Source organism: Ekhidna sp. (genome assembly GCF_964218185.1).
Classification (GTDB): Bacteria; Bacteroidota; Bacteroidia; order Cytophagales; family Cyclobacteriaceae; genus Ekhidna.
Genome location: NZ_CAXPLV010000001.1, coordinates 348,609 through 372,961, shown reverse-complemented (window position 1 = coordinate 372,961; position 24,353 = coordinate 348,609). Strand labels below are relative to the sequence as shown.

The window sequence follows — 24,353 nt, the reverse complement described above, 5'->3', positions numbered from 1 at the left end:
AATAAGTGTCGAGATTCCTGAATTCCACTACGTTCCATCAGGAATGACGGAATAAAATTAGAACGTCATTCCGGCTGAGGAACGAATGCCGGAATCTTGCTAGTGTAATTTAAGGCTTTATAAAGCATTTTCTTTCTGTCATTTCGACGATAGGAGAAATCTTTACTTCTATCTGTATAGATCCCTCGTTCCTCGGAATGAACCAAGAACATAGCATAGAGGTTATTCCCCCTTTGAAGGGGGGTGTGGGTAATTGCGGGAAGGAGGGGGATGTCTATCCTTCGACAGGCTCAGGATGACAGCTACAAAGAAGCCAAACTCTCCTCCAGCGTCTTAATCTTCGCCTCGGCATCCGCCATCTTCTTGCGCTCCATCTCTACTACCTGAGCAGGTGCGCCGTTCACGAATTTTTCATTGGAAAGCTTTTTCTCCACAGACTTCAGGAAGCCTCGTGCGTAATTGAGCTCTTCCTCCATCTTTTTCTTCTCTGCATCCATGTCCACATTGTCTGTGGCAGGGATGAAGTACTCATCCGATCCCACCACAAAACTGAAGGCATTCACCGGCTTGTCTCCAGACTGAATACTAGATAGGTTCGCCAGTTTCTTCAGGGAGTCAGCTATGGTTCCAACTGCTTTCGCATTGGTAGTTAGTTCGAAGGTTTCCTTGGGAGAGATGCCTTTGGAACTTCGGATATTTCGAACACCGGAAGTGATCTCAAAAAGCAGATCGGCTTCTTTCAGGATAGCTTCATCATAGCTGGCTGCCTTTGGCCACTCAGCCACGATGATCGCATCACCATATTTTCGGTCTTTCAGCTCATGCCACAGTTCTTCTGTGATAAATGGCATAAACGGATGCAACAGCTTCAATACTTTCTCAAAAAGCTCGATGGTTTTGGCTTTAGTTGCCGCATCGATCGGCTGACCGTACTCCGGCTTGATCCACTCCAGGTACCAGCTACAGAAGTCATTCCACACCAGTTTGTAGGCGGTCATCAACGCATCAGACATTCGGAACTTGGAGAAGTGATCTTCCAGCTCAGTCAATGCTTTGTTCAGCTTACTTTCAAACCATGTGATGGCCTGCTTGTTAACCTCAGGCTGTGCTGTATCAGTAGTTTCCCAGCCACTAACCAGTCGGAAGGCATTCCAGATTTTGTTGGAAAAGTTTCGTCCCTGCTCACACAGCTTCTCATCAAACAACAGATCATTTCCTGCCGGAGAGCTAAATAACATACCGGTTCGTACTCCATCCGCTCCATACTGTTTGATCAAATCAAGTGGATCAGGAGAGTTGCCCAGCGACTTGGACATCTTTCGTCTTTGCTTGTCCCGAACGATCCCGGTCAGGTATACATTCTCGAATGGCTTCTCATCTAGGTATTCATACCCGGCAATCACCATTCTCGCTACCCAGAAAAACAGAATTTCTGGAGCAGTCACCAATGTGTTGGTAGGATAGAAGAAGTTTAGTTCTTCATTCTTGCTCTTATCGATCTTACCGGTGGCCGGATCGTAGCATGTTGAATTGAAGCCATCAAATACGGCGATTGGCCAAAGATTTGAAGATGCCCAAGTGTCCAATACATCTTCGTCCTGTCTCAGGTCATTGGCAGTCAGGCTATTGTTACCGGTCGTCTTTCGAGCTTCCTCAACCGCCTGATCTATATTCTCCGCAACGACAAAATCATTTTCACCTTCACCATAATAGTAGGCAGGGATCCGCTGACCCCACCACAGCTGACGGGAGATACACCAGTCGCGAACGTTCTCCATCCAATGGTTGTAGGTGTTCTTGAACTTCGCAGGGAAGAGTTGAATCTCGTCATCCATCACTGCCTTATGCGCTCGCTTAGAAATTTCTTTCATCTTGATGAACCACTGAAGAGAGAGCTTAGGTTCTACAACAGAGTTTGTTCGTTCAGAACGTCCAATCTTGGTTATAAACTCTTCCTCTTTTACCAGGATGCCTGCCTCTTTCAGATCTTTCACGATCATTTTTCGCACCTTGAATCTATCCTGATTCACGTACTTATCTATCTCACACTTTTCATTGAGTGTTCCATCGAGATTGATGGTATCGATAATCTCAAGATTGTGCCGCTGACCAATTTCATAGTCATTTGGATCATGTGCTGGAGTCACTTTCAGACAACCGGTTCCAAAATCCAACTCCACATAGTCATCCCCGATGATTGGAATCTCACGGTTGATGAATGGAACCAATGCTTTCTTACCAATCAGATGCTTGAATCGGTCATCTTTTGGATTCACTGCAATTCCGGTATCACCCATGATGGTCTCCGGTCGCTGAGTAGCGATGGTCACAAACTCATCCGAGTCTTTGATTTGATACTTTACATGGTAAAGAACAGCTTTCTCTCCATCCTCATTGTAAATCACCTCCTCATTGGAAATGGTGGTCTGAGCCTCCGTATCCCAATTGACCATGCGCAATCCTCGGTAGATATAGCCCTTATTGAATAGGTCCACAAACTGCTTTATCACTGCATCGTGATAGTTCTCGTCCATCGTAAAAGCAGTTCGCTCCCAGTCACATGAAGCTCCTAATTTCTTCAGCTGCTCAAGAATGATCCCGCCGTATTTGTCTTTCCACTCATAAGCATGCTTCATAAACTCATCACGGGTGAGATCTGATTTTTTGATGCCTTTTTCACGAAGCATCTTCACTACTTTGGCTTCTGTAGCAATGGAGGCATGGTCTGTGCCGGGCACCCAACATGCTTCTTTGCCTTCCATTCTGGCTTTCCGAATCAATACATCCTGAATGGTATTGTTGAGCATGTGACCCATGTGCAGGACACCTGTGACGTTCGGAGGAGGGATGACGATCGTGTACGCTTCTTTGCCGGTTTTAGGTGTGGCATGAAAGAAGTTTTGATCCAGCCAGTACTGGTACCATTTATCCTCTACCTTGGTCGGGTCATATTGTGCGGAAATGCTCATCGATGCTCTTTCTTCGAGTTAAATTTTTTGAAGCCGCAAAGTTAGTAGCTCTTACACTTCTTTTCCCTTTGTCAATGGAATTATGCCATGCATATTTGTGGTTTAGGAATAAAAAAAGACAAAATGGAAATAGCTGCGAATAATCCAACCTTGAAATCATGGGTAGAAGTACCCGAAAACTCTGACTTCCCTATCCAGAATTTGCCTTTTGGTATCTTCAAAGAAGGCGGCAAGCAGCGAGCAGGTGTAGCGATAGGTGACAAAGTGGTTGACCTGGCGGGATTACAGGAGCATGGGTTGTTCGATGGGCTGGGATTATCGGAAGGTATTTTTGATAAGGAGTACCTCAACAGCTTTTTGACTTTGGGAAAACCAACCGGACGATTGGTAAGAAATAGAATTTCTGAATTACTTCAAGAAGGAAATGAAGAACTAAAAAGTCATTATGCGCTAGGCTCTATGCTATTTGATCAGGATAAAGTCAAAATGTGTTTGCCGGTGCAGATAGGTGACTACACGGATTTCTATTCGAGTGAGCAGCATGCGTATAATGTGGGGTGTATGTTTCGCGATCCGGACAATGCACTAATGCCCAACTGGAAGCACATACCGGTAGGCTATCACGGTAGAGCGTCATCCATTATAGAGTCCGGGGTTCCAATCCACAGACCTAAAGGGCAACAAAAACCAAATGATGATGAACCACCTGTTTTTGGTCCATGTAAGCTACTAGATTTTGAACTGGAGATGGCGTTCATCACCTGTGGTTCTAATGAGCTGGGAGAGTCCATACCTGTGGATAAAGCAGAGGATTACATTTTTGGTATGGTGCTTTTTAATGACTGGTCTGCCAGGGATATTCAGAAGTGGGAATATGTGCCACTAGGACCATTTCTGGCAAAGAACTTTGCTTCGTCCATTTCTCCATGGATTGTTACGCTTGATGCGTTGGAGCCCTTTAGAATTCCAGGCCCTAAGCAAGAGCCGAAGGTGCTTCCTTATTTGCAATATGAAGGAAACAAACACTTTGATATTGATCTTGAAGTGGCCATTCAGCCGGAGGATAGCGAAGAGAAAGTGGTGGGTAATTCCAACTTCAAATACATGTACTGGAACATGGCGCAGCAGCTGGCTCATCAGACGGTGAATGGCTGTAACATCAAGACCGGGGACATGTATGGAAGTGGTACCATCTCAGGGCCAGAGCCTCATCAGTTTGGATCCATGCTGGAGATTTCGTGGAAGGGAACCAAACCTGTAGCTATGCCTGACGGCAGTGAGCGTAAGTTTATCCAGGATGGAGATACGGTGATCATGAGAGGCCATGCAAAACAAGATGGTGTACGTATCGGTTTTGGTGAGGTGAGTACGAAAGTGCTGCCAGCGAAGTAACATTGTCATCCTGAGCTTGTCGAAGGAGGACATTAGAAAAAACAGGTTTCGACAGGCTCAACCTGACATCTAAAGAGAAATACGAAAATGACAATCGACCCGAAAGAAATACCGGTACCTGAACTACACGGACACTTGCTTGGAGCTGTGGCGCCACGTCCCATTGCCTTTGCCAGCACGGTAGATAAGGACGGAAATGTAAACCTGAGTCCTTTCAGCTTTTTCAATGTCTTCAGTGCCAACCCTCCGATCATGATCTTTTCCCCGGCACGAAGAGGAAGAGACAACACGACAAAGCACACCTTGGAAAATGTAAAGGAACATGCAGAGTGCACGGTGAACATCGTGTCTTACGGCATGGTGCAGCAGATGTCGCTGAGCAGCACGGAGTATGCAAAGGGAGTGAATGAGTTTAGTAAGGCCGGGTTCACTGAGGAGAAGTCTGAGCGAGTAAAGCCACCCCGAGTGAAGGAAGCGCCTGTTTCGTTTGAGTGCAAAGTGATCGAAGTGAAATCGCTTGGAGAGCAGGGTGGAGCCGGACAGCTCGTGATTTGTGAGGTGCTGCTGATGCACATCTCAGATCGGATATTGGGGGAGAACGGCAAGATTGATCCCAATAAATTGGATGCTGTGGCAAGAATGGGTGGAAATTGGTATGCCAGAGCGAGCGGAGATGCTATATTTGAAGTAGCCAAACCTCTGACAACCATGGGCATAGGAGTAGACCAAATACCTGATCAAATTCGAACCAGTACGGTACTTACCGGCAACCACCTGGGGATGCTTGGAAATGTAGAATCCCTTCCTTCAGATGAGGAAGTAAAGGATTTTGCCAATGAACCAGAGGTTCGTTCCATTCTCGATTCCTTCGATGATGAAGAAAATATCCAACTGGAACTTCATAAACTTGCCGCTGATCTCTTGAATGAAGGTGAGGTGGATACGGCGTGGAAAGTGCTTATGATGGGGTGAATTAGTTTTAAAGTCCATAGTCGTCAGTCGACAGTGGACTAAAAACTGTCGACTAGAAATGAAAGACAACTTCTCCACTCAATCCGCCGACTATGCGAAATTCCGTCCGGTCTACCCACAAGAGCTAATTGATTATCTCCTCTCATTAACTGATAAACACGAAGCTTGCTGGGACTGTGGAACAGGAAATGGACAGCTGGCCGTTGAGCTTGCCAAAACTTTTCAGCAAGTGTGCGCGACAGATATTAGCGCGAAGCAGCTCTCCAATTCCACTCAGAAATCCAACATTGAATATTCTAAGCAGCCCGCTGAGCAAACGAACTTTCCAGACCAGCATTTTGACTTGATCACTGTTGCGCAAGCGGCTCATTGGTTTGATCATTCAAAGTTCAATCAGGAGGTGAAACGGGTTCTTAAACCCGGTGGAGTGATTGCTTTAATTGGATATGGTCTGGTACAGGTAGAAGGAGAGGCTGGAGAAATTATCAAAAACTTTTATTGGAACGTGACTAAGCCTTATTGGGACCCTGAGCGTAATCACATTGAGGAGGCCTATCAAACCATTCCTTTCCCTTTCGATGAGTTCATGGAGGTTCCTAAGTTCAAAATGCAAAAAGACCTGGCTTTGGATGAACTGGTTGGTTACATCAGCACCTGGTCTGCCGTGCAACATTACATCAAGCAAAATGGTCATTCGCCAATTGATAAGCTACGATCCAGCCTTTCAGAGGTATGGAAGTCTGGAAAACGGCAGGTTTATTTTCCTTTGTTTTTGCGTGTTGGAAAAGTGTAACCTAAAAAGCAAACCTTCCTTTAAACTCCTCCAATTCAGCCTTTAACTCATTGGACTGAAAACGCTTGATATGATTGAATAATTCACTATTTGGATCAATTTTCAATTCCCGGAGATTCATATGTTGATTAGTAAAAAGAAACTCCAGTGATGGATAGATTTCTTTCAGTACATCTACCAAATCCAGGATTTGTAGATTTTTATCCACCAGGTTGTATGTACCATTCGGGACATCATTGGTGATGGTCTGGGCGAGTGCATTACATAAGTAATCCACATGGATAAATGCCCGTGATTGCTTTCCGTTTCCATTGATTTGGATTCGGTTCGTAAAGTTAGCGTCGAACATAAAGCGGTTGATCACCGCATCAAAACGCATGGATTTACTGTAGCCATACACATTACCTCCACGGATCACTATCGCATTTTTTTTCTCACCCAGTCTATTCACATGCTCTTCTCCCCGGAGTTTAGAGATACCATAGAAAGTAGAAGGTGCAGGAACTGTGGTCTCATTTGCAATGTGATCACTCGCTCCGTAAACCGAAGTACTACTCAGGTAGATGAACTTGGAAACATCAGCTTCTTCGGCACTGTAGACTACCTCGGCAGTCCCCCAGTGATTGACCTGCTCATAGAAGTGAGGGTCGGTATTCGCAAAAGGAGTCGTAACAATTGCCGCAAGATGAACCACCACATCTACATCTTTCATCAGTCGCTGAAGCTGCCGGGTATCGAGAATATCTCCACGGACTGATTGAATTTTTTTCTTGTTTTCATAATCCTGGCCAAGGAAAAAATTGTGGTGTCCTTTGCTGAGGTTATCGTAAATGATAATTTTCTCAATTTGAGCATTTCCAACCAGATGCTTTACCAGCTTTGTTCCAACATATCCGGCTCCCCCGGTGATGAGTACTTTCATATTTTTTGTGTCAGGTTGAGGTTCTCGAAACCTGTCTTTTGAATGTCCATTTCGACAGGCTCAATGTGACAATTATTTAACTAGATCCGTGTGTAAACCACACTCTACTTTATTCAGACCAAACCATCTTGCCTCTCGCTCCTGCATATCCAGATCCATTTTTCTAGTGCACGGTTCACAACCAATACTGATATATCCTTTCGCATCTAGTGGATGCCTTGGAAGGTCATGCTCCTTGATATAGGCAAATATTTTACGATTGTCCCAATCCAGCATTGGGTGAAATCGAATACTTTCAAAAGGAGCTGGTTGTTCTACTTTCATGGCTTTTCGTACGGCACTCTGATCACCTCTAACGCCATTGATCCAAACATCATGGCTAGCAAGTACGGACTCCATAGGTTGGGTTTTATTGAGATAACAGCAATGATCTGGATCGGTTGTAAACAACAGCTTGCCGTTCGTCTCGCGCTGCATATATTTTGGTGTATTTGGTTTTAAGTCTACGATTGTGAGACCGAATCTTTCAGCTATTTCATCACGAAATGAGACAGTTTCCGGGAAGAGATACCCAGTATTTATAAAATAGACGGGAATCGTATTGTCTATTTCGCTTAAGATGTGCAGCATTGGAATACTGTGCGTTTGAAAGGAAGAAGTGGTGAAAAGCCGCTTTCCTTCGATTCGGTATTCCTCAATTTTTTTTCTGATTTCTGGAATCTCCATTGGATGAATTTCAAGGCAAAACAAACCCACACAAAAATAAATTCATAGTGATGGGAAACATCTTTATGAAAGTGTTTGTTAAGAGTTCCAGTAATTTTGCCAAATGCCGAGAGTTACAATCAACCGAAAAGAACACTTCAACGCTGCACATCGTCTATACAATGAGAAATGGTCAGATGAAAAAAATGCGGAGGTATTTGGGAAATGCAGCAACCCAAATTGGCATGGGCATAATTATGAGATAGTCGTAAGTCTGACTGGTGAACCGAATCCGGATACCGGTTATGTTTATGATATGAAAAAATTGAGTGATCTGATAAAAGAGCGAGTGCTCTCAAGATTTGATCACAAAAACTTGAATTTAGATGTTGCCGAATTTAAACATTTGAATCCGACAGCAGAGAATATCGTCAAAGTCATCTACGATTTACTTCGACCAGAAATAGAAGACCGGTACGAGATGAAAATTACACTTTATGAAACAGAAAGAAACTTCGTTGAATACCCGGGTTGAGGTAGATGAGTTTGGAGATGATCATGTTGGATCATCGTACGAGACTCCATTGCGTCCTGATGCTTTCGAGCAGGATGATGAATTGAAGATAGAACTGATCTCTAAGCATTTCAGGGAAATCATGCAGATTCTTGGCCTTGATCTGGAGGATGATAGTCTTGCCGGGACACCTAAGCGAGTGGCTAAAATGTTTGTGAAAGAGGTCTTTTCAGGATTGAACCCTGCAAACAAGCCCAAAATCAGACTGTTTGATAATAAGTACAACTACAATCAAATGCTCGTAGAAAAGGACATCACATTCTATTCTCATTGTGAGCATCATTTTGTGCCAATTTACGGAAAAGCCCATGTAGCCTATTTCTCGAGCGGGAAGGTGATCGGTCTATCCAAGATCAATCGAATCGTTCAGTATTTCGCAAAGCGCCCACAAGTTCAGGAGCGGTTGACCGTGCAAATAGGTCAGGAATTGAAATCGATTCTAAAAACTGAGGATGTAGCAGTTGTGATGGATGCTTCACACATGTGTGTTTCATCGCGTGGAGTGAACGACACAAATAGCCGAACAGGTACTGCTTATTTCGATGGAAAATTCAAGGATCAGAATATTAAAAACGAGTTTTTGAATTACATCAATACTGATTCTTCTGATCTCTAATTATTTCTTTCTTCTATGATTTAAATCTGGGTTTTCTATAAAAGCCTGATGACCTATCTTTGCGCACTGTTTTTGAAAAACCATTTAAAAAATCATGGATAAATTAATCTATTTAGTGCCTGCTCTAGGGCTTCTAGGGCTTCTTGTGATGATCATCAAATCCCGCTGGGTAAACAAGCAGGATGCAGGTGATGAGAAAATGCAAACACTTGCAAATCACATTAGAGAGGGGGCATTAGCATTTCTAAGTGCAGAGTACAGAATCTTGGCCATCTTCGTTGTTTTGGCTGGAGCTCTATTAGGAGTAATATCAATGATGGTTGAAACCACTCACTGGTTCATCATTGTAGCCTTTGTAATTGGGGCTTTCTTTTCAGCATTGGCTGGAAATATAGGGATGCGGATAGCTACAGCGGCAAACGTACGAACCACACAAGCTGCACGAACAAGCTTACCTCAGGCATTAAAAGTGTCGTTTACTGGTGGTACAGTAATGGGACTTGGTGTTGCCGGGCTTGCGGTATTTGGCCTAAGTATGCTATTTATCTTTTTGTTTCAATTCTTCATGGGCGGACAATGGACTGCTAATGGAGTTAATGATATGACTGTAGTGCTTGAGGCTCTTGCCGGTTTCTCGTTGGGAGCTGAATCGATTGCACTTTTCGCAAGAGTAGGAGGAGGTATCTACACGAAAGCTGCTGATGTAGGAGCTGATTTGGTAGGAAAGGTTGAAGCAGGGATTCCAGAGGATGATCCAAGAAACCCAGCTACAATTGCTGATAACGTTGGAGATAATGTGGGAGACGTTGCAGGTATGGGTGCTGACCTTTTTGGCTCTTATGTTGCAACTGTATTGGCTTCAATGGTACTAGGAAACTATGTGATTCGTGATATGGGTGGATCAATTGACGATGCATTCAATGGAATAGGCCCAATCTTGCTTCCATTAGTAATCGCTGGTCTTGGAATCGTATTCTCTATTCTTGGAACGATGTTGATCAAAGTTTCAGGTAATAATGCCAAAGAGCCTCAGGTTCAGGCAGCACTTAACAAAGGAAACTGGGGATCGATTATCCTTACTGCAGTTGCATGTTACTTCGTAATTGACCTGTTACTTCCTGCTCAAATGACTATGGTATTCTTCGGGGAAGGAAGCTTAACTGTAACATCAATGAGTGTATTCTATGCAGTTTTGGTTGGTTTGGCTGTAGGAGGTCTTATTTCATACTTCACTGAATACTATACTGGTCTTGGTAAAAAGCCTGTACTAGATATCGTACAAAACTCTGCAACGGGAGCTGCTACAAACATCATCGCCGGACTTTCTACCGGTATGATTTCCACGTTCGCTCCAATCCTTCTTTTTGCTGGTGCGATTTGGGGAGCTTATGAGCTGGCTGGATTCTACGGAGTAGGTATAGCAGCCTCTGCTATGATGGCTACTACAGCGATGCAGTTGGCCATCGATGCATTCGGGCCGATTGCTGACAATGCAGGTGGTATTGCTGAAATGAGTGAACTGCCTGACGATGTAAGAGAAAAAACTGATATTCTTGATTCAGTTGGAAATACAACAGCTGCAATCGGTAAAGGATTTGCAATTGCTTCTGCTGCCTTGACAGCATTAGCCCTTTTTGCAGCATATGTGACTTTCACAGGAATTGATGGGATTAACATTTTTAAAGCGGATGTACTTGCTGCATTATTCATTGGAGGTATGGTGCCAGTGGTTTTCTCTGCTCTGGCAATGAGATCTGTAGGTAAAGCAGCTATGGAAATGGTAAAAGAGGTGAGAAGACAGTTCAAAGAAATTCCTGGTATTATGGAAGGAACTGGCAAGCCTGAATACGGCAAGTGTGTGGATATTTCTACAAAAGCGGCTTTGAGAGAAATGATGCTTCCAGGAGCTATTACCATCATAGCGCCAATTCTAATTGGATTCTTGATGGGACCTGAAGCACTTGGTAGCTACATGGCTGGAGTTGCCGTTTCGGGTGTACTTTGGGCTATTTTCCAAAACAATGCCGGTGGTGCATGGGACAATGCGAAGAAATCATTCGAAGCTGGTGTTATGATCGATGGTGAAATGACTTATAAAGGTTCTGAAGCTCATAAAGCAGCAGTAACAGGAGATACAGTGGGTGATCCATTCAAAGACACTTCTGGCCCTTCAATGAACATTCTAATCAAACTGACTTGTCTTGTAGGTCTTGTGATTGCCCCAATCTTGGGAGAGGTTTACGGATCAGGTAGCCATGGATCTGCTGTTGAAGAAGCGGCTATTATCGTTGTAGATGAAGTGGAGCCGGTTGAGGAGATCGTAAAGGTATCTAAGGAGTTCAAAGTTGAGATGCAATCACTTGAAGATGGACAGGTTCAGGCAATTGTAACTTATACAGCAATGGAAAATGCTGAGGCTATGACCAGAGTTGATACGTTGGTAGGAGCTGAAGCTGATGTTAAAGCGCAAATAGATGCAATGAAACAATAGTTCATCTGTATTAAATTATCAAGAACCTCGGTTCGCTTGTTGCGGATCGAGGTTTTTTTGTGCCTTTATTTTAACTTCCTGCTGTGAGTAATAAATCCCTGATTCAGATTGGCGAAGACTGGTTTAAGTCTAAAAACTGGGAAACTTTTAAATTTCAACGAGAGACGTGGAAGGCGTACCTCGATGGAAAGAGTGGTTTGCTCAATGCTCCGACTGGATCAGGAAAAACCTATGCTTTGTGGATTCCCTGCCTCTTGGAATTTTTAAGGAATCACGAACCATACGATGTAAAACCGGAAGTTCAGATTTTATGGATCACCCCGCTAAGGGCTCTGGCCAAGGACATTCAGCGAGCCATGCAACTGGTTTGTGATGAAATGGATATCCGTTGGAAGGTTGGGTTGCGAACAGGTGAAACTTCAACCTCAGAAAGACAAAGACAAAAGAAATCAGCACCTCAAGCTTTAGTTATTACTCCTGAAAGTTTGCATGTTTTACTCAGCCAGAGTGATTATCCTAACTATCTCAAAAACATCAAAAGCATCATTGTTGATGAGTGGCATGAATTGATCGGAACCAAGCGTGGAGTAGCTACCGAGTTGGCAATTTCGCGAATCAAGAAGCTTACAGATCAAAGGCTTAAAATCTGGGGAATATCTGCAACGATTGGCAATCTACCTCAGGCAAAACGAGTATTACTAGGTGAGGATTTATATAAGGATGCGGTTTCGATTAAGTCCAATATTGAAAAGAAAATAGAGGTGACCTCTGTCATGCCTGATGAGGTTGAGAAATTTCCATGGTCAGGCTATCTCGGTGTTAAGCTGCTCGATAAAGTGCTGCCAATTATCCATGAAAGCAACACCACTCTTTTGTTTACTAATACCCGGTCCCAAACGGAGCTTTGGTATCAGGCTATTTTGAAAGAAGCACCCGAGCTGGCGGGTATCATCGCCATGCATCATGGGTCCATGGATCAGAACATTCGCGGATGGGTAGAAGATGCCTTGCATGAAGGAAAGCTGAAATTGGTTGTATGTACATCTAGCCTTGATTTAGGTGTGGATTTCCGACCTGTTGATACGGTGATCCAGATTGGTGGGCCAAAAGGTGTATCCAGATTTCAACAGCGCGCCGGACGTAGTGGTCATGGTCCCGGAGAGGTTAGTAGAATCTATTTTGTTCCTACACACTCACTAGAGTTGATTGAAGGAGCAGCTTTAAGGTCGGCTATAAAGGAGGGAAAGTTTGAGCAACGAAAACCATTAGAGAAATGTCTCGATGTACTCATTCAGTATCTGGTGACGCTTTCGGTTAGTGGAGGTTTTCGACCGCTTGAAATTCTGGAGGAAATCAAACAGACGTATTGTTATCGCTTATTGACTGCTGATGAATGGAACTGGGCTTTGGAGTTCATAACCACTGGAGGAAGCACCCTGGGTGAATACGATGAATTTTCCCGGGTCTACAACGACAATGGCATCTATAAAATCATCAACAATAAAGCAGCTCATCGTCATAAATTATCCATTGGAACGATCGTAGGAGATCCTGCCATGAGCATTAAGCTAATTTCAGGAGGCCACCTGGGTACAGTGGAGGAGAGCTTTGTGGCAAAGTTAAATCCGGGTGATAGGTTTTGGTTTGCAGGACAAAACCTTGAATTCATCAGGATCAAGGATTTGACTGTTCTGGTAAAAAAATCAAAACGAAAAAGTGGCCTTACTCCGGCATGGGGAGGAGGAAGATTGCCTCTGTCTTCATTGCTATCAGATCAGATCAGGAATAAACTTCAATTAGTAATTGAGGGAAATTTTACCGACCCGGAGCTACAAAAGATCAAACCAATTTTAGAACTCCAGAGTCGGATGTCAATGATTCCAGATAAGGGCTCACTTCTGATTGAGAAAGTGGAAACTGAGCATGGGCATCACCTATTCTTTTTCACTTTCGAAGGCATGTTTGTGCATGAAGTATTGGTTGGTTTGATTGCCTATAGGATTAGTAAACTTCAACGAATCACTTTCTCTATTTCCATGAATGATTACGGTTTTGAGTTGCTTTCTGATCAGGAGATCGCTATAGATGAGGCACTTGAACTGGATTTATTTTCAGAGGAAAACATTTTTCAGGACATCCAGGAATCAGTCAACATGACTGAGATGGCTCAGCGCAAATTCAGAGATGTGGCGACCATTGCAGGACTGATTTTTCAGGGATATCCCGGCAAGAATATCAAAGCTCGCCATTTACAAGCATCCTCGGGGATTCTTTTCAAGGCATTCAAAGAATATGATGAGAGCAATCTGCTACTCAAACAAGCCATGGATGAAGTCTTAACGCTTCAACTGGATCAATCCCGATTCATGGAAGCCATACGAAGGATCAATTCTCAAAAGATTGTAGTGAAAGAAACTCAAAAACCGACCCCATTTGCTTTTCCGATTTTGGTGGATATGATTCGAAGAGAGCGCCTTAGTACCGAAGATATCACCGATCGTATTTTAAAAATGCAGATGCAGCTTGAACGATCTGTCGCTGACGACTAAATTTGATCTATGAAACAAGTTTTACTCATCATTGCAATTTGCATAGCCTCTTCTATTTCAGCACAATCTATTGTTGGTAAATGGAAAACCATTGACGATGAATCAGGAAAGCCACGCTCCGTGGTGGAGATATTTGAAAAAGATGGAAAGTATTTCGGTAAGATCATCCAGCTTTTCCGTGAACCAGGTGAAGACCCTGATCCTATTTGTGAAGAATGCGAGGATCACCGCAAGGGCCAGAAGGTTATAGGGATGGAAATCATCACCGATATGAAGTATAATAAAGGTGATAATGTGTATCATAAAGGAGAGATCATGGATCCCGAAAATGGAAACATCTACGATTGCAAACTTTGGGTAGAAGATGGAAACCTGAAAGTGAGAGGATATTTGCTCTTTTTTTATCGAACACAGACCTGGCTACCCTTTACAGGTGAGTGATTTTATAATCGACATTGAAGGCGAAAAACTGAAGTTGCTTCCTCAGCGGGCTATTTTTTGGGAAGCTCTAAAAACACTGATCTTGTCCGATCTCCACCTCGGAAAAGCTGGTCACTTTCGTAAGCACGGTATCCCTATTTCCAGGAAAATACATTTGACCGACCTACAAACGCTGGAAAGACTTATCAAAAATCATAAGCCTGAAAGGGTCATTCTGCTTGGTGATTTGTTTCACAGTGTAGAAAACAATGAATGGGATGATTTTCTGCGATTTCTGGATGTTTATGACTTTGTGGAATTCATCCTGGTGGAGGGAAATCATGATATTTTATCTAATTACCCTGAAAACCTACCAATGATACCCCTTTTAGAGGTTTCACCCTTTTCATTTTCACACATCAGGGAAGAATCAAAACTTTATAATATCTCAGGACATATTCATCCGGGAGTTTCCATCAGGGGAAGAGGTAGGCAGAGCATGACTATGCCATGCTTTTATTTTTCGAAAGACTATGGGGTGCTTCCAGCGTTTGGACAATTCACCGGAATTAAGAAGATTAGACCGAAGAAGGATGATCGAGTATTTGGGATTGCTGATAGAACCATCGTTGAATTAACATGATATTTAGCGTATTTTACAATTGTAAACCCTATACTCATCAATGAGGGGTTACTATTTGAGTTTAAATCGTATTTAAAACTGGCTTGGTGTATGAAGGACAGTGAGATTCTGGAGCGAATTAGTCGTGGAGACGAGCATATGCTTGATCACCTGTATAAGAAATATTACAGGATGATGACCAAGATTGTTCTGTCCAATAATGGGACTGAGGACGAGGCGAAAGACGTATACCAAGAGGCCTTACTCGCTTTTTGGCAGAAAGCTGCAAGTGGGAAACTGGTTTTGACTTCCAAGATCAGCACCTATTTATACAGCATCTGTCTCAATCAGTGGAGAAAGGAGTTGGATAGAAAGAGCCGTTTGAGTTCGGAGGAGGTAGATAAAGAAGAGTTTCAAACGCACGACGCTAAAGAGCGTCTAAAGATTGTGATGGACTGTATTGGGCAGTTGGGAGATGTGTGCAAAAAGGTATTGACCTACTATTATTTTGATGGTATGGGTATGCCTGAGATTGCAGAGAAGATGAATTTTGCCAATACGGACACTGCAAAAACAAAGAAATATAAGTGTAAGAAAAAGCTAGATAGTTTAATAAAAAGTAAATACACCACCGAAGACTTTTTTGACTAATTATGACGAACCAACAACAAGAGCAAATCGACAAATTTCACTCAGGCCAAATGAGTGAGCAGGAAATTGCAGCTTTTCAAAAACAGCTGGAAGCCGATCCTGCATTGAAAGCTGAGAGTGATCTTCAGGGAGATGTGATTGGCGGATTGAAGGAGTATAGAAAACTCGAACTTAAGAGTAGACTAGATGCAATAAACGTAGGCCCTACCTGGGTTGAATTTGTTCAGCAGTCTGCCCTAATGAAGTCGATGGGAGGAGTAATTGTGGCCTCTATCATTGGTACAGGTATTTATTTCATGGGTGAGTCTAAAGAAGAAATTGAATCCACAGAGCCTATTACCATTACAGCTCCTGTTGAAACAGGGTCGACTGACTATGTACTGGAGCTTGGTGACGAGACGGATGTAAAAAATGATACTGAGTTAGAAAAAGCAGTTTCAGTAGCTAAGGTGGAGAATACAACTGATCAAAAACCAGTCGTTCAGGAAAGCACTCCTGTTCAATCCGAAAAACTAGTAGAGGTTGTTGAGAAGGTAGAGGAATTTAAGCCGTCTTTCGATGCACCAGCAGTAGCTAGTGTTGAAGATGAAAGTCGTTTCTCCGGCTCTGATTTGGATGAATTGCCAGAAAATACTTCTTCAGAATCTTCTAATGAGCCGATTGACGTAGAATCTGAAAACAACAGGTCTAACGTAATCAAGTATAAATACTTTGATGGTAAACTCTTCCTAAGTGGTGATTTCAATAAATCTCCATATGAGATTCTTGAGATCAACAGCCTTGCAGGTAGAAGAATTTACGTTTACCATCAGGGAAGTTACTACAGCGTCGGCATGGCAAACAAGCTGACTGAGTTGCCACTCGTGACCAATAAAGAGGTTATTGAAGAGTTGAAGCTGCTTAGAGAAAATAAGTAGACGCTTTCTCGTTTCAAAGCAGTTCCATTTTGTCTAAATTCGTGACTTAATGGAAGAGAAGAAAGTCAGAAAAAAACGAAAACTTGGAAGTTATCCCTTTGCCAGTGTGGTATTTAGTATCACAGTGGCATTGTTGGTTTTAGGCCTTTTTGGTTGGCTACTACTCCATAGCACCAGACTTGGCACTCGCATTCAGGAAAACATTGAAGTTCAGGTTTACCTCAACAAAAACATTTCTCAGTCAGACATTACCAAAATTAGGACGGCCATTGCTTCTAAACCATATATACTTGTTAAGGAAGAGCCTCAGATTTCACTAATTACCAAGGAGCAAGCCGCTCAACAATTTGTAGAAGCCACAGGCGAGGATTTCAAAGACTTTTTAGGCGACAATCCCTTGCGAGATCTGTTTGCTGTAAAGGTGAGAGGTAGTCATCAGGCTTTAGATAGTCTTAAAAAAATTAAGGCTGAGATCGAAGCTATACGAGGTGTGTTTGAGGTAGAATATGAAGAAAGCCTAATCGAGAGCATCAATGATAACCTGGCTAAAATTGGATTCATTCTTTTGGGGATAGCTATTTTTGCCCTACTCGTTGTGATCATCTTGATCAATAATACCATTAAGCTGGCCCTCTTCTCGCAGCGTTTTCTAATCCGTAGCATGCAGCTTGTTGGTGCCACAAGTTCATTCATACAGCGACCTTTCCTTTATCGCTCCATGGCTTATGGATTTTTTGCAGGAGTGCTTGCATGCAGTATCATTTACGGATTTACAGTCTATATGAATAGTATCATCGAGGGACTCGAAGAGCTTCAGGATATGAATGGTTTCTTAATTCTCTTTTCGCTCATCCTTATCATGGGAATTATCGTAGGATACTTCAGCTCACTTCGGGCTATCAGAAAATATTTAAAAATGTCTTTGGACGAACTTTACTAAACTATGTCAGAGAAAAGAAAACTTGCTTTTTCGAAAGCTAATTATATGATCATGATAGCTGGTGTTGTTGTGCTGGCAATTGGCTTTATTATTATGACCATGGATACAGAACCATATGGTTTTGGTTTTCTAGGTCTTACACTTGGTCCAATCGTGGTTATGCTGGGCTTTATTATTCAGTTTGTGGCCATTTTCTACAAACCCAAAGAAAAGACTGACGCTGAATGAGCTGGGTAGAGGCCCTCATTTTAGGGATTATTCAAGGGCTTACTGAATTTCTACCGGTGAGCAGTAGTGGTCATCTGGAGATAGGTTCTGTGCTTCTGGATGCCCAAAGTTCTGATAATCTACTCTTTGCAGTTGTAGTACACCTGGCTACTGCATTGGCAACAATCGCTGTGTTTCGGAAAGATATTGTCGTTCTCTTAAAAGACATCTTCAAATTTCAGTGGAATGAGTCAACTCAATTTGCTGCAAAAATTTTACTGTCGATGATTCCGGTTTTTGTGGTGGCTATCTTTTTCAAAGATCAGATCGAAGCGCTTTTTGTTGGCAATCTCGCGCTGGTGGGTTCCATGCTGTTAATCACTGGAGCCTTGCTGCTGTATGCACATTACAAGAAGGACGGCACTGGATCAGTCGGCTTCCTCAGCGCAATGGTGATTGGGGTTGCTCAGGCTGTTGCCGTTCTTCCTGGAATTTCCCGATCTGGTTCTACGATTGCTACTGCGCTGATTTTGGGAGTAGAAAAGTCAAAAGCAGCGAGGTTTTCTTTTTTGATGGTGCTAATTCCGATCCTAGGTGCGAGTTTTTTGGAGATGTTGGACTTTTCTGAAAATCCATCTGCTCACAGCATCAATGCTGCTAGCTTGCTTGTTGGGTTTCTAGCCGCATTTATTTCTGGGTTTGTCGCTTGCAAATGGATGATCGCAATTGTTAAGAAAGGAAAGCTGACTTACTTCGCTATTTATTGTTTTATTGTTGGGGCTATCGCCATCATTGCGTCGTAATATATGGAAAACACCTACGAGGAAGGGAGGCTATTATTGATCAATAAACCAGTAGACTGGTCATCCTTCGATGTGGTGAAAAAGCTTCGGTATACGCTAAAGGTAAAGAAAATAGGGCATGCCGGCACTCTCGATCCTTTGGCCACAGGTCTTCTGATCATTGGGACGGGGAAGTTTACAAAGAAGCTGAACGAACTTCAAGGGCTCGATAAAACTTATGAGGGTATCATTGAGATCGGTAAGACTACACCGTCTTATGATTTAGAAACTGAATTTGATTCCGAAGTTGATTGGTCCCATATCACACTCGATGAATTAGAAAATGTAAAGCAGGCTTTATCAGGACCGATCCAACAGGTACCGCCTGCCCACTCCGCAATCAAGGTGGGAGGGGAACGTGCGTACAAGAAGGCACGGAAGAATAAAGAGGTGAAGCTTGAACCTCGTGATGTAACCATTCACAATTTTGAGATCGATACCTCAGATTTACCTAACATCGGATTTAAAGTTTCATGCTCCAAGGGAACATACATCAGAAGTCTGGCACATGATTTTGGGCAGAAGCTTGGAGTGGGAGGATATTTAAAGAAATTGATTCGAACCAGTGTGGGAGAATATCAGTTGTCAGATGCAGTAGATTTGGATGAGTTTGTACGCCAGCACAATGAGAGTAATTGATCATATTGAAGCTTTTGAAAAGCCCAACTATTCGGTTGTAACAATAGGAACGTTTGATGGTGTTCACATTGGTCATCAGGCTATTCTTAAGCGACTGGTAGCTGATGCTAAAGCAAACAATGGAAAAAGCATTCTGATTACTTTTTGGCCTCATCCCAGATTTATCCTTAACAAAGATGCGGACAAACTGAAGCTCTTGTCCACATTTGACGAGAAGGTGAAATTGATTGCGGATTTAGGCGTAGACTATATTTTGAAGATTGCTTTCACACCCGAGTTTTCAAATCTGAGTGCTGATCAGTTTGTGAAGGAAATATTGATAAACCGAGCGGGTACCAAGCATCTATTTATTGGATACGATCACCATTTTGGAAACAATAGAGAAGGAAACATTGAATTTCTTCATGAGCATGCAGACGAATATGGTTTTCAAGTGAATGAAATTTCAAGACAGGAAATTGATCATGTAGGTGTTAGCTCTACTAAAATTCGTGATGCGCTGGAAACAGGTGAGATACACCTTGCAAATTCACTGCTCGGTAGAAATTATAGCATCACAGGCAATGTGGTGGACGGAAATAAGAAAGGCAGATCCATCGGTTTCCCTACAGCCAATCTCGAAGTTCCTGAAAAATATAAGCTGTTGCCCTCAGATGGAGCCTATGCTATACGTGCCTCAGTTGAGGGAAGGATGGTTAATGGAATGCTCAATATAGGTTTTAAACCCACGGTAAATGGTACCAATAGGAGTATAGAAGCGCATTTATTTAATTTTGATGAAGATATTTATGGTAAGGAAATTACCGTTGAGTTTATAAGGTCGCTGCGGAAGGAAATGAAATTTGCCAGTATTGATGACCTGAAAGTTCAGCTAGCTAGGGACAAAGAAGCAGCACTAAAAATCTTAAAATGAAATTGTTGGGTTTTAAAATATTGATAGTGTTTCTGGTCACCCTGACTTTAATGACGTCATGTTCGAAGACAGAATCTTTAATTGACTTTACCGAGGAAGATGAGGTTTTATTAGGAGAGAAGCTCGCACTGGCTATCTCGGAAGACCCAGACTTTAGTATCATTCCATCAGTAGGAAATTCGATCCCTTATGGGTATGTCAATTCACGATTAAATGAAATAACCTCTTCTGCGGCATTGACTAAGAGTGAGTCATTCACCTGGAGCATCACATTACTGGATGATGATACAAGACAGGCTTTCGCATTGCCAGGAGGCAATCTTTATGTGAGTACTGGAATGATCTTTTATCTGACTAACGAGGATCAATTTTCAGGTCTTCTTGCCTTCCTGGTTGCTAATGTGGATCGCTCATACATTACTGAGCGTCTTTTTTTTAAGTATGGGGTAAATGGACTTAAATCCATTGCAACATCCGGTGATGATGAAAAGCTAAAGCAGATTATTGAAGATTTGGATTTGAGGGGGAATTACCTGGTTTTTTCTCGCGCTAATGAGTTGGCTTCTGACACTCTCTCCACATCCTTATTAGCAGGTTCCGGACAGGCATGCAATGGTTGGGGCTTGTTTATGGATCGTGCTTTAAACGTTCAGCCAGAATTAATATCCGCATTTAGCGGAGCGCATAAGCTTGATCAATCAAGAGTAGAGAATATCAACGCCAAGTCCGATGAGATTGGATGTGATACGACTGTTGATAGCGGATCAACAAGCCGTTACCAAAGTTTTAGAAATTCATTGCCATAATAGATCGCCAATCTGGTGATTAAATTTTTATAAATAAACCTTTCATGAAGAAGTCAGAAATCAAATTTGTCGTGGAATTGGACAAGGAAAACATTCCGGAGAAAATCATGTGGGATGCAGATGAAAAGGATCAACCAGGTTTGTCTGAAACGAAATCCATTAGCCTAAATCTGTGGGATCATGAGAACAAGAACACCATGCGTATTGACCTCTGGTCAAAGGACATGCCCATGGATGAAATGAAACATTTCTACATCGATTGTCTGGGTGGGCTTGCTCAGAGTGTGCTAAATGCAACAGGTGATGAATACATGAATCAGGAGATTTCTACACTATGTGATCGCCTTGTTGAACATGTGAAGAGTCAGGGATAAATAATTATTGGATTGCCAATAAATTCCTTGATTTCAAGAAAAATCACTAATATTATGCATGCATAATATTTCCGGATTGGAATATTTACAATGCATGTGTTCAATAAGCAATAGATAATTGCTTGTATGTTCGCTTTTTTAAGTATTATTAATATCAAAAAATTATTCACAAAACATCAACCTTATGATTAGGAATTTGACAAAGATGATTTTTGGGTTGGCGTTGACACTCTTATCGGTCACCGCTTTCGCTCAAACCACGATAAGTGGAACCATCGTAGATAGTGAGGGCGAGGCACTTATCGGTGTAAACGTTCTCGTTGAAGGGACGGTACTCGGTACCATCACCAATGTAGATGGTAAATTCTCCTTGACGGTAAAGGCTCAGCCCCCTTTCAATCTAATAGTTTCGTATGTTGGATATGAAACGCAGCGCCTTGAAGTTTCTTCAAGTACTACCCAATTAGATGTACAACTTGTAGAATCAACATTATTAGGGCAGGAAGTTGTGGTTTCTGCCTCCAGAGTTGAGGAGAGCGCACTTAAGTCCCCAGTTAGTATTGAGCGAATGGATATTCTGGATATTCAAAACACGCCATCTGAGGATTTTTATTCAGCAATTCGAAACCTTAATGGAGTTGATTTTAGTACTCAAAGTTTAACCTTCAAGTCAGTTAATGCTAGAGGTTTTGGTTCTAACGGAAATACCAGATTTGTTCAGCTAATTGATGGAATTGACAACCAGGCTCCCGGTCTTAACTTCCCGGTTGGAAACGTTGTAGGTATTAGTGAACTGGATTTGGAAAGTGTGGAAATGATTCCAGGTGCAGCATCGGCGCTTTATGGGCCAAATGCAATTCAGGGGATTCTTTTAATGAAAAGTAAAAGTGCATTTGATTATCAGGGACTTGATTTTTACTCCAAGGTAGGGGTTACACATGCAGATGAGCGTGATCACGAAATGTCCCCATATACAGATATGGGCTTTAGATATGCCAAAGCATTCAATAATAAAATGGCTTTCAAAATCAATGCTTCATGGCTGAGAGCTCAAGATTTTATTGGAGTTGATCAAAGAGATCAAAGTGGCGCAACTGTTGAAGGGAATCTCGGAAGTAACCGAAGCAACAATAGAACATATGATGGTATCAACACCTATGGAGATTTTTTAATCGATATTGGTACAATTGCTGACATTACAATTGCTTCCGATCCGGTAAATGGACCAAGCATTGCAGCAATTAGAAGCTTATTGCCAAATGGTGCTAATGGAGCTTTTTCTCCAACAGGTTATCAGGAATCAGATTTTGTAGATAATACAACAGAGAGTTTAAAATTAGGTGGTGCATTCCACTATAGATTGAATGATAAAATAGAAGCGATAGCCCAAATGAACTGGGGACGTGGAAGCTCAGTATATACTGCGAATGACAGATTTATATTAGACAACTTCTCTATCTGGACAGGAAAGCTTGAGCTAAGAGGAGACAACTTCTTTGTTAGAGGATACACAACGCAGGAAGATGCTGGAGATACATATGCAGCAAACACTTTTGCATCACTTATTAATCAGAGAAGATATCTGCCAGCATATTTCCAAACGTATGCCGGCGCAATTGCAACTGGCGCAGTAGCACCGAATAACTATGAAGCACTTCATGCAGCTGCAAGAGCAGCAGCTGATGCTCAGCAGCCCGGAGTAAACTCTGAGACTTTTCAGTCTGACTTTGACGAATTTAGAAATCGTTCAATTGCAGAAGGTGGGGCTAAGTTCCTAGATAAGTCAGCATTATGGCACTATGAGGGAAGCTACAATTTCAAAAATGAAATTGATTTTGCGGATGTAGTTGTAGGTGCAAACTTTAGAACGTATGCACTTAATTCTGAGGGTACGCTGTTTACGCTGGACGAAAATGGTGATGAAATATCATTCAATGAATTTGGAGGGTACCTTCAAGTTTCTAAAAATGTAATAGACAATGTGAAGCTCCAAGGATCAATTCGATTTGATAAAAATGAGAATTTTGACGGTCAGCTTTCACCAAGATTATCAGGGGTTTGGGAATTTTTGGCAGATCAAAATTTGAGAGCTTCATATCAAAGAGGATTTAGAATTCCTACAACACAGGATCAGTATATAGATCTTGATGTGGTAACGAGAAGACTTATCGGAAGAAACGAGATTTTAACAGAGAACTATAACATCAACAGAAACACAGTATATACTACCCAAAGTGTGATGGCCGCTCAGGCGAGTGGTGATGTTAATGATCTTGTGGTTGCTTCAGATGCTTATAAGCCATTTGAAACTGAGAAAGTAACAACCTGGGAGGTAGGTTATAAAGGTCTTCTTATGGATGGAAGACTTTTGATTGATGCTTTCTACTATAATAGTACGTATCAGGATTTTGGAGCTGAAATTGACGTAACTCAAGCGGTCGTGACTGGTGATATCCAGTCTGTTCCTAGCGGTTATACTGTTGCATCAGCTGGTGCTCGGCATGATGATAATGAATTACAGACTTTTGTTGATGGAGGAGGCACAGGAATAAGCCTTCAACGATACGGATATGACACAAATATTGATGAAGATATTAACTCCTACGGTTTCGGATTTGGTGCAGAATACACCTTCCTTGAAGGGTTTAACTTCGGCGCGAATGCTTCATACAATAAACTTGAAGACCTTGATGACTTGACTGCAAGAACCTATAACGTCGCGTTTAACACTCCTGAGTGGAGATACAACATTACGTTTGGTAATAGAAAGGTGACTGAGCGAATTGGCTTTGGATTGACATATAGATGGCAAGATGCTTTCTTGTGGCAATCAGCTATTGGATCTAGCGTTATTTCTGATTTTGCAACATTGGATGCTCAGGTTACTTATAGTCTTCCAAACATCAATGGACGAATCAAGGTTGGAGGTTCAAATATCCTTAATGAGCGATATACAACCTCTCATGGAAACCCAAGTATAGGAGCTCTATACTACGTTCAGTTGAACCTTGATAACATTCTAAGTAACTTCTAAAATTG

22 protein-coding genes are annotated in these 24,353 nt (G+C 42.2%); 19 read left to right on the top strand and 3 right to left on the bottom strand.

All coding sequences use genetic code 11. From position 1 onward, the window contains the following. Window positions 1-302: 302 nt before the first annotated feature. On the bottom strand, window positions 303-2,969 hold the full coding sequence (locus ACEQZT_RS01750) for a valine--tRNA ligase (protein WP_370086617.1): 2,667 nt from the start codon (window positions 2,967-2,969) through the stop codon (window positions 303-305). 123 nt (window positions 2,970-3,092) lie between these two features. Between ACEQZT_RS01750 and fahA the strand changes: the two genes are divergently transcribed. The 3 genes from fahA to ACEQZT_RS01735 all read left to right on the top strand — a co-directional run bounded on the left by fahA (window position 3,093) and on the right by ACEQZT_RS01735 (window position 6,126). Then, window positions 3,093-4,361 carry a fumarylacetoacetase gene (gene fahA / locus ACEQZT_RS01745; protein WP_370086615.1) on the top strand — a complete coding sequence of 423 codons (1,269 nt, stop codon included), beginning with the start codon at window positions 3,093-3,095 and terminating at the stop codon, window positions 4,359-4,361. Between the two features lie 87 nt (window positions 4,362-4,448). Then, entirely contained in the window at window positions 4,449-5,333 is an 885-nt protein-coding gene (locus ACEQZT_RS01740; RefSeq protein ID WP_370086613.1) for a flavin reductase family protein, read from the top strand. A 58-nt stretch (window positions 5,334-5,391) separates the two neighbouring features. After that, window positions 5,392-6,126 carry a class I SAM-dependent methyltransferase gene (locus tag ACEQZT_RS01735; protein ID WP_370086611.1) on the top strand — a complete coding sequence of 245 codons (735 nt, stop codon included), beginning with the start codon at window positions 5,392-5,394 and terminating at the stop codon, window positions 6,124-6,126. 1 nt (window position 6,127) lies between these two features. Here the strand turns inward: ACEQZT_RS01735 and ACEQZT_RS01730 are convergent, their stop codons facing one another. Next, entirely contained in the window at window positions 6,128-7,048 is a 921-nt protein-coding gene (locus ACEQZT_RS01730; RefSeq protein WP_370086609.1) for an NAD-dependent epimerase/dehydratase family protein, read from the bottom strand. A 72-nt stretch (window positions 7,049-7,120) separates the two neighbouring features. Then, window positions 7,121-7,774 (bottom strand): phosphoadenylyl-sulfate reductase, encoded by a 654-nt coding sequence (locus ACEQZT_RS01725; RefSeq protein WP_370086607.1) that lies wholly within the window; start codon window positions 7,772-7,774, stop codon window positions 7,121-7,123. A 103-nt stretch (window positions 7,775-7,877) separates the two neighbouring features. On the opposite strand from ACEQZT_RS01725, the gene ACEQZT_RS01720 reads away from it, so the two are divergent. The 16 genes from ACEQZT_RS01720 to ACEQZT_RS01645 all read left to right on the top strand — a co-directional run bounded on the left by ACEQZT_RS01720 (window position 7,878) and on the right by ACEQZT_RS01645 (window position 24,348). After that, the gene (locus ACEQZT_RS01720; RefSeq protein ID WP_370086605.1) at window positions 7,878-8,288 is read left to right on the top strand and encodes a 6-pyruvoyl tetrahydropterin synthase family protein; all 411 of its coding nucleotides are present in this window, start codon (window positions 7,878-7,880) and stop codon (window positions 8,286-8,288) included. Beyond that, on the top strand, window positions 8,251-8,943 hold the full coding sequence (gene folE / locus ACEQZT_RS01715; RefSeq protein WP_370086603.1) for a GTP cyclohydrolase I FolE: 693 nt from the start codon (window positions 8,251-8,253) through the stop codon (window positions 8,941-8,943). Before ACEQZT_RS01720 ends, folE begins: the two co-directional genes overlap by 38 nt. 94 nt (window positions 8,944-9,037) lie before the next feature. Continuing rightward, on the top strand, window positions 9,038-11,434 hold the full coding sequence (locus tag ACEQZT_RS01710; protein ID WP_370086601.1) for a sodium-translocating pyrophosphatase: 2,397 nt from the start codon (window positions 9,038-9,040) through the stop codon (window positions 11,432-11,434). A gap of 83 nt (window positions 11,435-11,517) precedes the next feature. Then, window positions 11,518-13,983: a ligase-associated DNA damage response DEXH box helicase gene (locus ACEQZT_RS01705; RefSeq protein WP_370086599.1), complete on the top strand. Its 2,466-nt coding sequence runs from the start codon at window positions 11,518-11,520 to the stop codon at window positions 13,981-13,983. A gap of 9 nt (window positions 13,984-13,992) precedes the next feature. Next, window positions 13,993-14,424, top strand: a complete 432-nt coding sequence (locus ACEQZT_RS01700; protein WP_370086597.1) for a DUF2147 domain-containing protein — start codon at window positions 13,993-13,995, stop codon at window positions 14,422-14,424. Further along, entirely contained in the window at window positions 14,417-15,046 is a 630-nt protein-coding gene (pdeM, locus tag ACEQZT_RS01695) for a ligase-associated DNA damage response endonuclease PdeM (protein ID WP_370086595.1), read from the top strand. The genes ACEQZT_RS01700 and pdeM overlap by 8 nt, the downstream gene beginning before the upstream one ends. Before the next feature lie 90 nt (window positions 15,047-15,136). Then, window positions 15,137-15,676 carry an RNA polymerase sigma factor gene (locus tag ACEQZT_RS01690; protein ID WP_370086593.1) on the top strand — a complete coding sequence of 180 codons (540 nt, stop codon included), beginning with the start codon at window positions 15,137-15,139 and terminating at the stop codon, window positions 15,674-15,676. Between the two features lie 50 nt (window positions 15,677-15,726). Next, on the top strand, window positions 15,727-16,593 hold the full coding sequence (locus ACEQZT_RS01685; RefSeq protein ID WP_372530119.1) for a hypothetical protein: 867 nt from the start codon (window positions 15,727-15,729) through the stop codon (window positions 16,591-16,593). Window positions 16,594-16,642: 49 nt separating this feature from the next. Beyond that, window positions 16,643-17,533, top strand: a complete 891-nt coding sequence (locus ACEQZT_RS01680) for a cell division protein FtsX (RefSeq protein ID WP_370086589.1) — start codon at window positions 16,643-16,645, stop codon at window positions 17,531-17,533. A gap of 3 nt (window positions 17,534-17,536) precedes the next feature. After that, the gene (locus ACEQZT_RS01675; protein ID WP_370086587.1) at window positions 17,537-17,761 is read left to right on the top strand and encodes a DUF3098 domain-containing protein; all 225 of its coding nucleotides are present in this window, start codon (window positions 17,537-17,539) and stop codon (window positions 17,759-17,761) included. Further along, window positions 17,758-18,543, top strand: coding sequence for an undecaprenyl-diphosphate phosphatase (locus ACEQZT_RS01670; protein WP_370086585.1), 786 nt, complete (start codon window positions 17,758-17,760; stop codon window positions 18,541-18,543). Before ACEQZT_RS01675 ends, ACEQZT_RS01670 begins: the two co-directional genes overlap by 4 nt. Before the next feature lie 3 nt (window positions 18,544-18,546). Next, the gene (gene truB / locus ACEQZT_RS01665; RefSeq protein ID WP_370086583.1) at window positions 18,547-19,221 is read left to right on the top strand and encodes a tRNA pseudouridine(55) synthase TruB; all 675 of its coding nucleotides are present in this window, start codon (window positions 18,547-18,549) and stop codon (window positions 19,219-19,221) included. Then, window positions 19,208-20,134, top strand: coding sequence for a bifunctional riboflavin kinase/FAD synthetase (locus tag ACEQZT_RS01660; protein WP_370086582.1), 927 nt, complete (start codon window positions 19,208-19,210; stop codon window positions 20,132-20,134). The genes truB and ACEQZT_RS01660 overlap by 14 nt, the downstream gene beginning before the upstream one ends. A 50-nt stretch (window positions 20,135-20,184) precedes the next feature. Next, complete coding sequence (locus tag ACEQZT_RS01655; RefSeq protein WP_370086580.1) at window positions 20,185-20,940, top strand: M48 family metalloprotease; 756 nt, start codon at window positions 20,185-20,187, stop codon at window positions 20,938-20,940. Window positions 20,941-20,984: 44 nt separating this feature from the next. After that, window positions 20,985-21,314, top strand: a complete 330-nt coding sequence (gldC, locus tag ACEQZT_RS01650; protein ID WP_370086578.1) for a gliding motility protein GldC — start codon at window positions 20,985-20,987, stop codon at window positions 21,312-21,314. Between the two features lie 184 nt (window positions 21,315-21,498). Beyond that, window positions 21,499-24,348 carry a TonB-dependent receptor gene (locus tag ACEQZT_RS01645; protein ID WP_370086576.1) on the top strand — a complete coding sequence of 950 codons (2,850 nt, stop codon included), beginning with the start codon at window positions 21,499-21,501 and terminating at the stop codon, window positions 24,346-24,348. The last annotated feature ends 5 nt before the right edge of the window (window positions 24,349-24,353 follow it).